Raw genomic sequence first — 13,863 nt, forward strand, 5'->3', positions numbered from 1 at the left:
AGGAAATTGCAGAACGCCTGGCCCTGCCGCGCGGACCGGGGCATTTGCGCGATGCGGTCTACGGCGGGATTGACGGGGCGGTCACGACATTCGCCATCGTGGCGGGCGTGGCCGGGGCGGGTCTGCCGGTGGGCGTGATCCTGGCGCTGGGCATCGCGAACGTGCTGGCCGACGGGTTTTCCATGGCGGCGGGCAATTATTCGGGCACCAAGGCCGACCGCGACGACCGCGCCCGGCTGTGGGCCCGCGAAGAAATTCACATTGAACAATACCCCGCAGGGGAGTTGGAGGAGCTGCGCCAGATCCTTGCCGCCAAGGGTCTGACCGGCGCAGGGCTGGAGGCTGCGGTCGTCGCCATTTCCGCCGACCGGACCGCCTGGATCGAGACCATGCTGGTCGAGGAATACGGTCTCAACCCGGTCGACCCGGCCCCGTTGCGCGCGGCGGGCGTCACGTTCGTGGCGTTCATCGCGGCCGGTTTCGTCCCCTTGGTGCCGTTTATCTTTCCCATCGAGCAGGCATTCACGGTTTCGGCGATCCTGACATCCCTCACGTTCGCGGCGATCGGCGCGATCAAAAGCCGGTGGTCCCTGTCGCGCTGGTGGGTGTCCGCCGGGGAGACGCTGGCCATCGGCGGCACCGCCGCGATCATCGCCTATCTGGTCTGGTGGCTGTTCGATGTGGGGTAGGTCTTGGCAGATCGGGCGGCTGGCGGGAATCGACCTGCAGGTCGACGCCAGCTGGTTCTTCATCGCGGCGCTGCTGACCTGGTCGCTTGCGGTGGGTGTCTTTCCCGACCTGCTGCCCGGTACCGGACCTGTCGCCCTGATCCTGACGGCGATTGCCGCGATGCTGGGGCTGTTCGCGTCCCTTATCCTGCACGAGCTGTCGCACGCGCTGGTCGCGCGGGCCTACGGCCTTAGGGTGCGGTCGATCACGCTATTCGTGTTCGGGGGCGTGGCAGAACTACAAGCCGAGCCACCGACGCCGGCGGTCGAGGCGCGCGTGGCGCTGGCCGGGCCATTGGCCAGTCTTGCGATCGCAGCCATCGCCTTCGTCGCGTCGTTGCTGCCGGCACCGGTCGGCACGGGCGCAGTGATCTCGGCGATCCTCGGCTATCTTGCGGTGGCGAACATCGTCCTGGCCGTCTTCAACATGCTCCCCGCTTTCCCGCTCGACGGGGGGCGGGTCCTGCGATCCTATTTTTGGGGGCGGTCGGGTGATTTGTCGCGTGCGACACGTCAGGCGGTCGGCGTCGGTAAGTGGATCGCGATTGCGATGATCGCACTGGCGGTTGCGCAGTTTCTGGGCGGGGCCGGGCCGATCGCGTTCTGGCCGATCCTGATCGCCCTGTTCATCCTGGCGGCGGGGCAATCGGCGCGGGCACGAACGGACGTGGTCGATGTCCTGTCCGCCCTGTCCGTCGCGCAGGTCATGCGCCGCGATCCCGTCGTCACACACCCGAAGACAAGTCTTCAGGATGTCGCCGACCGCGCGATGCTGCGACATGGCCTGTCCTATGTGCCTGTCGTCGAGAATGAACGCCCGGTCGGCGAAATTGATCTGGCCACGATGCGGGCAATCGACCGCGACCTGTGGTCGTCCACGCGCGTTAACGACGTGTTCCACCCCTTTGAGGATACCGATCTGATAGGACCCGAGGCCGGTGCCCTGCCGTTGTTCGAGCGGATGATCCGCGAGGGGCGGCGCAAGTTTCCCGTCGTGCGCGGGGGGCGTCTTATCGGCGTGGTGACCCTGTCCGATCTTCTGGCACGGGTGCGCACGGCGCGCGATCTGGCCCCTCAAGACGGATGAGCCGGGCTGGCGAGCGTGGGGCCGATCTGGCAGACTGCCCGCGACCGATCACGGGCGGATCATGGAACAGACACGGGATACGGCGTTGCTGAACGCCCTCATGGACGCCTCGGTCGATGCGATCGTGGTGGCGGACGCGGGGGGGCGCATCCTGCGCATCAACCGCGCGGCCGAGGCGCTGTTCCGCCATCCGGACGGCAGCCTGACGGGACTGCCCCTCGACATTCTGATGCCGCGCGATATGGCCGAGCGTCACCAAGGGTTCGTGCGGACCTATCTTGAGACTGGCGTATCGAACATCATCGGCATCGGTCGCGATCTGATCGGGCAACGCGCGGACGGCACGACCTTTCCACTGCACGTAAGCATCGGTGAGGCCAAGCTTGACCAAGAGACGATCTTCGTCGGCATCATGCACGACCAATCGCGCCGCCGCGCCGCCGAAGAGGCGCTGAACCGGTCCCAACGAATGGATGCGATCGGTCGCATGACGGGTGGTGTGGCCCATGATTTCAACAATCTGCTGACGATCATCGTCGGCAATCTGGAACTGCTGGAAATGGGCGAGACGACCCCGCGCGAGGATGCGCTGATTACCGATGCCCTGTCCGCCGCACAGATGGGGGCCGATCTGACGTCGCGCCTGTTGCTATTCGCCCGCAAGGGAGAGCTCAAGCCGGTGTCGCTGGATCTGGATGATACGATCGAGGATACGCTGCGCCTGCTGCGCCGAACGCTGAGCGCCAATTGCGACGTGGAACATCGGACCCACGGCACCCCCTGGAAGGTGAAGCTGGACCCCGTCCAGCTTCAGACCGCGATCATCAATCTGGCCTTGAACGCGCAGGACGCGATGCCCGATGGCGGTCGCCTGCGCCTGGAGGTCGAGAATATCGAGGTCGATGACGATTACGTCGCGCAGGACACGGGCATCCTGCCAGGGCGCTATGTCCGCCTGTCGGTCAGCGATACCGGCAAGGGCATGACCGCAGATCAGCGTCTGCGCGCGTTGGAGCCGTTCTTCACGACCAAGCCGCCGGGCAAGGGCACGGGGCTGGGCCTGTCGATGGTTTATGGCTACGTGCGGCAGTCGGGCGGGCACCTGACGCTCTATAGCGAGGTGGGCAAAGGCACGGCCGTCTCGATGTATTTTCCCAGAGATCACGGCAGCGTGGCCCTTACCGCGCCCGTGGCGACCCCGTCAAAGCCCTTCGGCAACGGACGGCTGGTTCTGGTGGTCGAAGACGATCCCCTGGTGCGCCGCCTGACGCTGGACCGGATCGCGGCCCTCGGGTTCGAGGTGACGGGCGCGGAGACGGCCGACGAGGCCTGGGCCGTGCTGTCGGGGCGGACGGACATCGCCCTCGTCTTCAGCGATCTGGTCATGCCCGGTGACATGACGGGCGAGGATCTGGCCCGCCGCATTGTCGCCGACCGGCCGGGTCTGCCGGTTCTTCTGACGTCCGGGTTTTCGGGCGGCATGGCCAACCTCGAAGGGATCGACGGCCATCCCCCGCTTTTGCGCAAACCGTATCGGCAGGCGGATCTTGCCCGGGCGATGCGCGACATTCTAAAAACCGCGCCGTAATCTGTCAGGCGTGGCGCTTTGACGGCTCCGCCCGTTGGGTCAGCATGTATCCGACCCCGCGCACCGTCCGGATCAGATCGGGATGGGTCGGGTCCCGCTCGATCTTCTTGCGCAGGCGCGCGACCTGATTGTCGATCGTGCGGTCGGTCGGCGTCCAGTCGGTTCCGTTCGCAAGATCCATCAACCTGTCGCGCGACAGGGCACGGACCGGGTTGTCGACGAAAGCCCGCAGCAGCTTGATGTCCGCCGTCGTCAATTCGCAATCGGCACCGTCGCGCCCGCGCACGACCATGCGATCGAGATCGAGGTGAAGGCCGTCCAGCATCAGGGTCACCCCGGCCTGCGTCGGGGCCTGGGGCTTTGCCGACCGGCGCAGCAGGGCGCGCACGCGGGCCAGCACCTCGCGCACGTGGAAGGGTTTGGCGATGTAATCGTCGGCCCCCAGTTCCAGGCCCACGATCCGGTCGATGACGTCACCCTTGCCGGTAATCATGATGATCGGCACCGTCAGATCGCGCCGGATTTCGCGAGCCAGGTCGAGCCCGTCTTCGCCGCCAAGATTCAGATCCAGCGTCACCAGATCGGGCGTGTGCTGGGTCAGAGCCCGAAGCGCGGATGCCCGATCCGCCGCCTCCACGACTTTGAACCCATCGATTTCCAGCGTGCGGCTCAACAGGGCACGCACCTTTGGATCATCGTCGATGACAAGGATCGTTCCGTTCGCCACGCGCGTATCCTCCGGGGGTGCAGTCCCGCCCGCCTTACGAAATTTCCACCGGATTGACGAGCCTATGAGGGGCGTCCGCGCCGGCGACAATTTGCGACAAAGCGATACATCGGCCCACCACCGTCCGATACAAAACGCCGTCAGATTGACCCCGATCCACGGGAGATATCGAAATGACTGCTCTACGACCTCTATCAAGTCTCTCAACCCCGGCAAAAACCGGTCGGCTGCAACCCGTTCGCAACTTCGCCGCCGGTGCCGCGCTGTTCCGGGAAACCGACCCGGCCCCTTTCGTGTTCCAGATCGTGACCGGCGCGGTGCGTCTGACCCGGCTTCTCGAAACCGGTCGCCGCCAGGTCGTCGCCTTTTCGCATCCCGGCGACATCGTCGGCTTTCCCGACGACGGATTGCATCATTCCGACTGCGAGGCGCTTGGCCCCGTCACCGTACTTGCCCACCGGGCGGGCCTTTTGTCGGACCCGAACACGGACCCGGACGTCCACCGGATGCTGCAAGGTGCGGCGTTGCGTGAAATTCACGGCTTGCAGGACCACCTGCTTCTGATGGCCCGCAAAGGTGCGCGCGGCAAACTCGCGTCGTTTCTCGCCCTTCTCGTCGACCGTCATGCGGCCGTGCGCGCGGGACGGATGACAGTCGACCTGATGATGCCGCGCGCCGACATCGCCGATTATCTGTGCATGTCGATCGAGACGGTCAGCCGGATGATGACCGAGCTGCGGCAGGCGGGCATCATCGCGCTGGACGGGCCGCATCGTCTTGTCGTTCTGGACTGCGCGGCCCTTACCGACGTGGCTGCCGGAGAGTGATGGAATCATGTGCTGCGCGTTCAGTCGTCCCAAACCGTTTCCGCGGGCCAGAACGCCCGGATCGACCGGGGCAGGGCGTGGCGCACCTGACGCAATTCCCCGTCGGATATGCGGTTGGCCAAGGTTGCGAAGACCGCGGCGATATCCTCGCGCCCACGGTAATCGTCGACCCGGCCCAACCTTGCGTTCACCGCATCCTCGAAATGGGCCGCGTCGCGGTCGCCGGTCGGCGTCTTGGCCGGTTGCCAGCCCTCGAAGAACATCCCCCGGACCAGCAGGGGCATCTGCGCCGACAGTTGCGCGATTTCGGTGTGGGGAATGCGGTCGCGCACCTCTGCCAGCACCACGCGCAGCAGGCGCAGCGTTTCCCGGCTGGAGGACCAGTCGAGGCGGTCGCGCAATTCATTGATCCATTCGTGGGTCAGTTGAAGTGTATGATCGAGGACTTCGAGATCCTGTGCCGACATCGTCTTGCTCCGTCTTGGGTCAAGACAATCCTGCCGTCACGTCGAAGCGGGGTCATTGATGGCGGTCAATGCCGCGCCGGGGGTGGCGCGTGATGGTCGGGTCGTCAACGCCCGCGCTTGCGAAACAGGCGCGCGTTGAGCCTGACGAATTGTTCCAGCAAACGGGTTGCAAGCCCAAGGCGGTGTCCCCGAAGATAAAGCGCGCCGATCCCCGCGCCGACGACCGCGCCGGCCATGTCCGCGATGAGGTCCTCCATCGTGTCGGTCAAGCTGGACACCTGCATATTTGTGTCGAATGTCCTGTCGACGACGAACTCGAATATCTCCCAGGTCACGCCAAGGGTGACGGCAACACAGACCGCGATCAGGGCCATCGCCCACAGCGGGGCGGCGAAGCGGTCGCCCTCGAACATCATCAGCACGAAAAGGAAGCCCGCCATGCCAAGTCCCAGCGCGGAGACACCGTGAAGCGCCAGATCCCACCACCAGATCCGCTCGTAGACGTCGAACGCCTCCCCCAGCAGAAGGGACGCGACCAGAAAGCATGCCAGGGCCACGACGAATGGCAGCGGCAGGACGATCTGGACCCGGTGCGACAGGACGACCGGCGCGATCGACAGACCCAGCGACAGCAGCGAGACCGCGGCCAGCGTCGGATGGGAGAGCAGCATCGCGGCCAGCGCCACGAGGGCGAAGGCCATCCACACCCCGACGATGACCCGTCGCCGCAGCCGCGGGTTCAGAAGGCCGGCCTGATCCGATTGGCCAGCTACAACATCCGGAAGGCCGTCGGATTGGACTGGCGGCGCGACCCCGCCCGGACCCTGCGCGTCGCCGGCGGCATCGGGGCCGACGTCATCGCCCTGCAGGAGGCCGACAAGCGCCTTGGCCTGCGGCCCGCCGCCCTGCCGACCGACCTGATCGCGGGTGCCGGGTGGCGGGTCGCGCCCGTCGGCGGGGCTGGTGGACTTGGCTGGCATGGCAACGCCCTTTTGCTGGGGCCCGACGTCCGCCACCTGTGGTCCGAAGGGATCGACCTTCCGGGGTTCGAGCCGCGCGGCGCGCTTCTGACCGGGCTGGAGGTGCGGGGGCGTCCGCTTGTCGTTGCCGCCGTTCATCTAGGCCTCCTGCGCCGTCATCGCCGCGCGCAGCTTGTGCATCTGATGGACCGGCTTGACGGATTGGCTTTGCCGGTGATGATCGCCGGGGATTTCAACGAATGGCACCCCGCCGCCGGGTTGGAGCCGCTGGCCCGCGATTTCGACATCCATGCGCCGGGCCGATCGTTCCATGCCGCGCGCCCCGTCGCCAGTCTTGACCGCATCGCAGTTCCCAAAGGCATCGGCCTTGCGGGGGGTGGCGTCCTGCAATCGGCAGAGGCCCGGCGCGCGTCCGACCACCTGCCGATCTGGGCCGATGTGATGCTGCCCGGATAGGGTCACGCCGAAAACAGCACCGGAATGTCAGTCTCTCGGATCAGCGATCCGGTCGTGGCTCCCAGAAAAAAGGCGTAGGTCCTGGAATGGCCATAAGCCCCCGCCGCGATGACATCGGCCCCGAATTCCCGCGCCGCAGCCAGCAGGGTGTCGGCCACGGATTTTCCGTGTCGCGACCGATGCGACATCGTCACGTCGAAGCCATGGCGCGCGATGGATTTGCTCAGCTCGGTCATGGCGCTGTCGCGCAACTCGTCCTTACCATCCCCGACATGCACGATGCGCACCGTGGCCCCCGGCTCCAATAGCGGCAGAAGGTCGAACGCCGCGCGTGCGGATTCGCGGGTCCCGGCGTGCGCGATGACCGCGTGGCTGCCGATCGTCTCGCCCAATCCGGTTTCGGGCACCAGAAGGACGGGCCGCCCACCGTCGCGTACCACCTGATCCAGGGCGAACCGCTGATCGGGGCGGTCGTAATCGCGATCAGGGCGGGTCATCACCACCATGTCCGCGGTCCGCGCGCTCTCGATCATCCTGTCGGACGCAAGCGCCGTGCCCGTATCGACGGCACGCCATTCGGCCTTGACCCCGATCCGGTCGGTGACGGTCCGGAACACCTTCTCGATGGCCTCTGCCTGTTCGGCCTGCGCCGCGTTGAAGCTGGCATAGGCCGGTGCGGTCATGTGCACCGCGATGCCCGGATAGACGACGATCGCTTCAAAGGTGTGCTGGCCGATCAGATGGGCGTCGAACTTGCGCGCCAGCGTGGCCGAGGCTTCGGACAGAAGCGACGCCGACGACTCGTTCAGAAGGCAGGTCAGAATGGTTCGGATGGTCATGGTGATCTCCTGTCTTGGTATCGCCACGACCTACCTCGGGCCGCATCGCCTGCCATTGACGCCGGTCAAGGCGCGGGCGGTCTGCGTCGGGCACATCCGAACCCGACCCAGCGACTAAGGACACGACGAAGGATGAAAGCCATGACCGCACGACATGCCATTGTCCTATCCCTCGCCCTGTTGATCGGGACGGGTCCCGTCGGGGCGGAGCGGCGGGACGTCGAATTCGGGGGCGACCGCCTGGTGACCGGCGGCCAACTGGAAGAGACGACGGCGGCCGCCCGCGACGTTCTGATATCGGGGGCCCGGATCGTCCTGCGCGGCGATGTGGGCGACGACCTTCTGGCCGCCGCCTTCGACGTCGATGTCGAAGCCGCGACCGGGGGCGACCTGACGGCAGCGGGTGCGCGCGTCCGTCTGGACGGTCGCGCCGGCGGCGACGCGACGCTGACCGGCTTCATCGTCACGCTGGATGATGACGCAGTGGTCGAAGGCAACGCCCGGCTGTTCGCCGCGACGGCCACGCAGCGTGGCGTGGTAGAGGGCTCTCTGCTGCTGGTCGCGGGTGATGCCCGGCTGGAGGGTGTGGTCGGCGGCGACCTTCGGGTCGTGGCTGAAACGCTGACCTTCGGCCCCGATGCGCGGGTGGAAGGACGCCTGACACTCGCGCTGCCGCAAGACGTCGTCGTGCCGGCAGACGTCGCCCCGGCGGGGCGCGTCAGCTATGAATACGTCGACGGCGTTGGCTGGCGCGACTACGACGAGTTGGCGTGGGAGGGTGTGCCCGACCCGCCATCCGCCGCGGCGATCGGGGGCGGTTTCCTGCTGGGCCTTGCGTTTCTTTTGATAACCGGCGGTACGCTTCTGGCGTTGATGCCGCAGCGGGTCGCGTCGATGCGGCGGCTGGCGTTGGCCCGGCCCGGTATCACCGTCCTGATCGGCGCGCTGGGCTTCGCGACCTTGGTCGGATCGATCCCGGTTGCGGCGATGACGGTTGTCGGGCTGCCGCTGGTGCCGCTTGCGATCCTTTTCGTCGTCCTGGGCTGGCTGCTGGGATATCTGCTTGGGGCCTATGTCGTCGCGATGGGGATCGCGCGTGCGCTGGGTCTGGGGGACTTGCCGTCCATTCCAGCGCGACTGGGTGTTCTTGCGGGGGCGATCACAGTCGCGGCGATCCTGAATTTCATCCCCTTCCTTGGCTGGATCCTGAATGTCGCGCTCGTCTTTCTGGGCGTGGGCGCGATGACCGAAGGTGGTCTGCGCGCGGTGATGGCGCGGGTCGGGCCCGACAACGGCATCATGCAACCGGATGAGGAGTGAGACGATGCAGGAAGTGACCATCCCCCCGGAGGCCCTGCGCACGCTGCTGGAGCAGTTGCGCAACCTCGAAATCGAGGTCGAGAACGACAGCCCCGTGGGCGATATGCGTTGGGCCGAATTGCGCGCGGAAATCGAGGGGCTAAACCGCGATCAGCAGCATGAATTGGTTGCCCTGATGTGGATCGGGCGGGAGGATTTCGACGAAATGGACTGGGCCGAAGCGGTCGCGTTGGCCGCCGAACGCCACGTGGGCCCGACCTTCGATTATTTGCTGGCCCACCCCCTTGCGTCCGAACAGATCGCCGCCGGCCTGGAGGAGATCGGCCACGCCCATCTGCTGCTGGATGGGGAGTACTGAGCGCGGGCATGATCCCGTCGCCGGGCATCTGGCCGCTGGCGATGCTGTGGCTCGGCTTTGCGGTCGCGGCCGGCGGTATCTGGGTGGCGGGCGGGGCCTTGGCACGGGCGGCCGATCGCATCGCCGACCGATACAGCCTGGCAAAGTCGCTCGTGGGTCTGCTGTTTCTGTCGGTGGTGACATCGCTCCCCGAGATCGTCACGACCTTCGCAGGCGCGGTGCGCAACCAGCCCGACCTGGTCCTGGGCAATCTGTTCGGGGGCGTGGCGCTGCAGACGACGATCCTGGCGGTCGCCGACCTTTGGGCGCGGGGGGCGATCACACGGTATCCGCGCCGCGCCAATCACGTGCTGGAATGTGCGATCCTCATCGGTCTGCTGTCCCTTGTCCTGATCGCCATCCTGTCGGGGGAACCGGCGCAGGTCGGCTGGGTCGGGATCGGGGCATTGGTCGCAGGCCTGGCTTACGGCGCGGGGATCGCCAGGCTGCGCCGGTATGATCGGGCGGGCGACTGGGTTCCCGTCGATCTGCCGGACGTGCCGTCGCGCGACCGGCAGATCCGCGAAGACCTGCGGCCCCGACGCCTGTTCGCGACGGTCGCGGTCTGCGCCGTCGTGATCCTGGTCCTCGGTCTGATGCTGATGGCCATCGCGCCACCGCTGGCCGCGCGGTTGGGCATCGGAACCGGCCTTCTGGGCGTCACGCTCCTGGCGGCGGTCACATCCCTGCCGGAACTGACGACCACCATCGCTGCCGTGCGGCTGGGCGCGCATGGCCTGGCGATATCCAACGTCTTCGGATCGAACCTGATCATGATGGGCCTGCTGCTGCCGGCCGACATCCTTTACCGTCCGGCTCCGATCCTGCGCGATGCGGAGGCGATTGCGCCGCTGTCGATCGTATTCGGCATCCTGGTGACCTTGATCTATCTGATCGGTCTGACGGCGCGGCGCAAACCGCAGATCGGTCGTCTGGGCATCGATTCCGTCGCGGTTGTGGCCTGCTATGTCCTGAGCCTCGCGGTTTACTTCGCGGCTCGGTAGGCACGCCATTCCTTGACCACCTCGGGCACCACGATCAGCGGCAGGGCCAGGGCACCGATCGCCAGCCAGATGTCGCGGGTCAGCGGAACCGTATGCAGCACCGTCTGAAGGATCGGCAGGTGCAGCGCCGCCAATTGCGCCGCAAGCGTCGCGGCCAGGGCCGCCCAGAGCCACGGGTTCGACAGCCATCCAATCCGCCGGTTGGACGTGCGAAGGGAGCGGAAGGCGAAGACCGACGCCTTCTCGAAGACCACCATCGCCGTGAAAGCCGCACTGCGCGCAAGATCCGCATCGACGGACACCAGCCAGAAGAACACGCTCAGGCTGGCCCCGCCGGTATAACAGCCGAAACCGACGATAAGCATCACGCCCCGCAGGTCCAGGATCGGGGCCACCGGGTCGCGCGGCGCGCGGCGCATCTGATCGGGCTCCGCCTTTTCCAGACCCAGGGCAAGGGCGGTGACGCCGTCGGTCACCAGGTTCATCCAAAGGATCTGGATCGGCAGGAAGATCAACGCGCCGCCAAGCGCAAGCGCGCCGGTGATCGCCACGACCTCCCCGGCGTTCGACGCCAGAAGGTAGCGAACGAATTTGGCCACGTTGGCAAACTGCCGTCGGCCTTCGGCGATGGCGGCGACGATGGTGGCGAAATTGTCATCCAGAAGCACGACGTCCGCCGCTTCGCGCGCAACGTCGGTGCCGCGCCTGCCCATCGCGATCCCGATGTCCGCCCGGCGCAGGGCGGGCGCATCGTTCACCCCGTCGCCCGTCATCGCGACGATGCGCCCCTGCCGCTGCAGCGCGTCGACGATCCGCATCTTGTGGGCCGGGCGCGCGCGGGCGAACTGCGCCCCGTTTCGCAGGGCGGCGTCCAAGGCTGCGTCGTCCATATCCTCCAGCTCTGCGCCGGTCATGATGTCGCCCGACATGCCCAGATCGTCGGCGATGGCACGGGCGGTCACCGCACCGTCCCCGGTGATCATGAGGGGCTGGACGCCCGCCGCGACGGCGCGTGCCACGGCGGCGCGCACTTCGGGGCGCGGGGGGTCGATCAGACCGGCCAGGCCATGCAGCGTCAGGTCTGTCTCCGACAAATCGTCCCCGTCCTCCACGCGGGAGGCAAGGGCGATGACCCGCAGGCCCCGCGCGGCCATTGCGTCGGCGGCCGCGTTTGCCTGCCGACGCCGCTCCTGCGTCATTGCCGCGTCGGGGTCGCCCAGCGCGGAGCTGGCCGCGATGACCACCTCCGGGGCGCCCTTGACCAGCAGCAGACGCCAGTCTGACCCCTGCGCCAGAACCGACATCATCTTGCGGTCGCTGTCGAAGGGTCGTTCGGCCAGGCGCAGACCCGGGTCGTCGACCTCTCCTTTCAGCGCCATCGAAAGCAGGGCCGCTTCGGTCGGGTCGCCCGTCATCGCCCATCCGTCGTCCGTGGGCCGCAGCGCGGCGTCGTTGCACAGGCGCGCGACGCGCAGCGCGGCGACCGGCACCGATCCGTCCCCGGTGATCGCACCCTCTGGGGCATAACCCGTGCCGCTGATCCGAAAGTCGCCCCCGGGCGTCCAGAGCGTGACGGCAGTCATCACATTTTCCGTCAGCGTGCCCGTCTTGTCGGTGCAGATGACCGACGCCGCCCCAAGCGTCTCGACCGCCTGCAACCGGCGGACCAGCGCGTGACGGCGCACCATTGCACCGGCCCCCAGGGCCAGCGTGATGGTGACGACCGCCGGCAGACCTTCGGGCACCATGCTGACCGATAACGACAGGGCGACCATCACCATTTCGCTGAAAGGTCTGCCGGCCCAGACCCCGAAACCAAGAACCCCGAAGGCAAGCGCCACCGCCACGAGGGCGATGACTTTTGCCAAACCGCCAAGGCTGCGCTGCAGCGCCGTCTGACCGCGGTCGACGGCGGCGGTCATTGCGCTGATGCGGCCGAATTCCGTCGCGCCTCCGGTCGCCTTCACCACGCCCTCGGCCCGACCCGCGACCAGAATGGTGGAGGCGTGCAGCGTGTCGCCCGCCCGCCGCGCCACCGGCAGGCTCTCTCCGGTCAGGACGCTTTCGTCCAAGGTGACGTCCGTCCCGGTCGCAACCACCAGATCGGCCGGAACGCGGTCGCCGGCAGTCAGGATCACGACATCGCCCGGCACCACATCCTCGGTCGGGATGCGGCGCACCACATTGTCCCGCCGGACGGTCGTTTCCGTCACCATCAGATCGCGCAAGGCCTCCAACGTGCGTTCCGCCCGCCATTCCTGAACGAAGCCCAGAAGGCCGTTCAAAACGACGACCACAGCGACGGCCGCGGCGTCGATCAGCTGGCCCAGCGCCATCGCCACTCCGGCTGCCGCGATCAGCAGGATGACCAGCGGGCTGACGAACTGCCGCGCCAGCAGGCGCAGCGGATGGGCACCGGGCGTGTGGGGCAGGCGGTTCGGTCCAACGCTCGACAGACGGGATGCCGCGTCCGCCTCCGACAGACCGGTGGAAGATTGGGGCGGGACGGGCTGGGGTTTCATCTGCCGGACTCCGGTCGGGGGGCGCGACCGATGTGCCATCCTTTGCCGCCGCGCAGATTGATCGGCGTCAACGCGCGGCGGCCCCTTCCTGTCCAGACAGACGGCATCCCCGATACAGGAGTCTCCGATGGAAAAGACCATGAAAGCCGCCGTCGTTACCGACCTGGGCAAGCCGCTCGAAATCAGGGAGGTGCCGGTGCCGCAGATCGGCCCGGGGCAGGTCCTGAAGCGGGTCCGCGCCTCGGGCGTCTGTCACACCGACCTTCACGCCGCCGAAGGCGACTGGCCGGTGCAGCCCGGCACCCCCTTCATTCCGGGGCACGAAGGTGTGGGCGAAGTGGCGCGCTTGGGCGCGAGCGTCACCCACCTGAAGGAAGGGGACCGCGTCGGCGTGCCCTGGCTGCACACGGCCTGCGGGCGATGCGCGCATTGCGTCGGCGGATGGGAAACGCTGTGCAACGACCAGCAGATGACGGGCTATACCGTGGACGGGGCCTATGCCGACTACGTCGCCGCCGACGCGAATTACGTCGGGACCATTCCCGGCCCCATGGACTGGGGGGCGGCATCGCCAGTGCTTTGCGCCGGTGTGACCGTGTACAAGGGCCTCAAGGAGACGGAGGTGCGCCCCGGCCAATGGGTCGCCATCGTCGGGATCGGCGGGCTGGGCCACATGGCGGTGCAATACGCCAAGGCCATGGGCATGCACGTCGTCGCCATCGACGTGGCCCCCGACAAGTTGGCCCTTGCGCGCGACCTTGGGGCCGATGCGGTCATCAATGCCGCCACGACCGATCCGGTGGCCGAAGTCGCATCGACCCTTGGCGGGGTGCACGGTGCGCTGGTCACCGCGCCGTCGCGCCCGGCCTTTGCACAGGCGGTCGGCATGCTGCGCAAGCACGGAACGTTGTCCCTGGTCGG

At 67.1% G+C, this 13,863-nt stretch carries 14 protein-coding genes; 9 read left to right on the forward strand and 5 right to left on the reverse strand.

The features are described from left to right. The 3 genes from JDO7802_RS11760 to JDO7802_RS11770 form a co-directional block, all read left to right on the forward strand. Positions 1-689: VIT1/CCC1 transporter family protein (locus JDO7802_RS11760; RefSeq protein WP_083481136.1), on the forward strand; the 689-nt coding region annotated here is incomplete at its 5' end. Continuing rightward, the gene (locus JDO7802_RS11765; RefSeq protein ID WP_055085798.1) at positions 679-1,815 is read left to right on the forward strand and encodes a site-2 protease family protein; all 1,137 of its coding nucleotides are present in this window, start codon (positions 679-681) and stop codon (positions 1,813-1,815) included. The genes JDO7802_RS11760 and JDO7802_RS11765, both read left to right, overlap by 11 nt. A gap of 61 nt (positions 1,816-1,876) precedes the next feature. After that, on the forward strand, positions 1,877-3,403 hold the full coding sequence (locus tag JDO7802_RS11770; protein WP_055085800.1) for an ATP-binding protein: 1,527 nt from the start codon (positions 1,877-1,879) through the stop codon (positions 3,401-3,403). Positions 3,404-3,407: 4 nt separating this feature from the next. Here JDO7802_RS11770 and JDO7802_RS11775 read toward each other — a convergent pair whose 3' ends face one another. Next, on the reverse strand, positions 3,408-4,130 hold the full coding sequence (locus JDO7802_RS11775; protein WP_055085802.1) for a response regulator: 723 nt from the start codon (positions 4,128-4,130) through the stop codon (positions 3,408-3,410). A gap of 173 nt (positions 4,131-4,303) precedes the next feature. Here JDO7802_RS11775 and JDO7802_RS11780 point away from each other — a divergent pair, with 173 nt between their 5' ends. Then, positions 4,304-4,957: a helix-turn-helix domain-containing protein gene (locus JDO7802_RS11780; RefSeq protein WP_083481137.1), complete on the forward strand. Its 654-nt coding sequence runs from the start codon at positions 4,304-4,306 to the stop codon at positions 4,955-4,957. A gap of 20 nt (positions 4,958-4,977) precedes the next feature. Here JDO7802_RS11780 and JDO7802_RS11785 read toward each other — a convergent pair whose 3' ends face one another. Then, on the reverse strand, positions 4,978-5,424 hold the full coding sequence (locus JDO7802_RS11785) for a DUF2267 domain-containing protein (protein ID WP_055085807.1): 447 nt from the start codon (positions 5,422-5,424) through the stop codon (positions 4,978-4,980). 104 nt (positions 5,425-5,528) lie between these two features. Continuing rightward, positions 5,529-6,125, reverse strand: coding sequence for a DUF2238 domain-containing protein (locus tag JDO7802_RS11790; protein WP_055085808.1), 597 nt, complete (start codon positions 6,123-6,125; stop codon positions 5,529-5,531). Positions 6,126-6,185: 60 nt separating this feature from the next. On the opposite strand from JDO7802_RS11790, the gene JDO7802_RS11795 reads away from it, so the two are divergent. Beyond that, positions 6,186-6,860: an endonuclease/exonuclease/phosphatase family protein gene (locus JDO7802_RS11795; RefSeq protein ID WP_245624179.1), complete on the forward strand. Its 675-nt coding sequence runs from the start codon at positions 6,186-6,188 to the stop codon at positions 6,858-6,860. A 2-nt stretch (positions 6,861-6,862) separates the two neighbouring features. Here the strand turns inward: JDO7802_RS11795 and JDO7802_RS11800 are convergent, their stop codons facing one another. Continuing rightward, positions 6,863-7,699: a universal stress protein gene (locus JDO7802_RS11800; protein ID WP_055085810.1), complete on the reverse strand. Its 837-nt coding sequence runs from the start codon at positions 7,697-7,699 to the stop codon at positions 6,863-6,865. A gap of 141 nt (positions 7,700-7,840) precedes the next feature. Here JDO7802_RS11800 and JDO7802_RS11805 point away from each other — a divergent pair, with 141 nt between their 5' ends. From JDO7802_RS11805 to JDO7802_RS11815, 3 genes are read left to right on the forward strand one after another with little or no spacing between them, the layout of a single operon-like run. After that, on the forward strand, positions 7,841-9,019 hold the full coding sequence (locus JDO7802_RS11805; RefSeq protein ID WP_055085812.1) for a bactofilin family protein: 1,179 nt from the start codon (positions 7,841-7,843) through the stop codon (positions 9,017-9,019). Positions 9,020-9,023: 4 nt separating this feature from the next. Further along, positions 9,024-9,377, forward strand: a complete 354-nt coding sequence (locus JDO7802_RS11810) for a DUF3775 domain-containing protein (protein WP_055085814.1) — start codon at positions 9,024-9,026, stop codon at positions 9,375-9,377. Between the two features lie 8 nt (positions 9,378-9,385). Further along, positions 9,386-10,420, forward strand: coding sequence for a sodium:calcium antiporter (locus JDO7802_RS11815; protein ID WP_055085816.1), 1,035 nt, complete (start codon positions 9,386-9,388; stop codon positions 10,418-10,420). Here JDO7802_RS11815 and JDO7802_RS11820 read toward each other — a convergent pair. Further along, positions 10,402-12,942 (reverse strand): cation-translocating P-type ATPase, encoded by a 2,541-nt coding sequence (locus JDO7802_RS11820; protein ID WP_187298132.1) that lies wholly within the window; start codon positions 12,940-12,942, stop codon positions 10,402-10,404. The genes JDO7802_RS11815 and JDO7802_RS11820 overlap by 19 nt on opposite strands. Before the next feature lie 127 nt (positions 12,943-13,069). On the opposite strand from JDO7802_RS11820, the gene JDO7802_RS11825 reads away from it, so the two are divergent. Continuing rightward, positions 13,070-13,863: zinc-dependent alcohol dehydrogenase (locus JDO7802_RS11825; RefSeq protein ID WP_055087226.1), on the forward strand; the 794-nt coding region annotated here is incomplete at its 3' end.

The sequence above is a fragment of the Jannaschia donghaensis genome (assembly GCF_001403795.1).
Taxonomy (GTDB): domain Bacteria; phylum Pseudomonadota; class Alphaproteobacteria; order Rhodobacterales; family Rhodobacteraceae; genus Jannaschia; species Jannaschia donghaensis.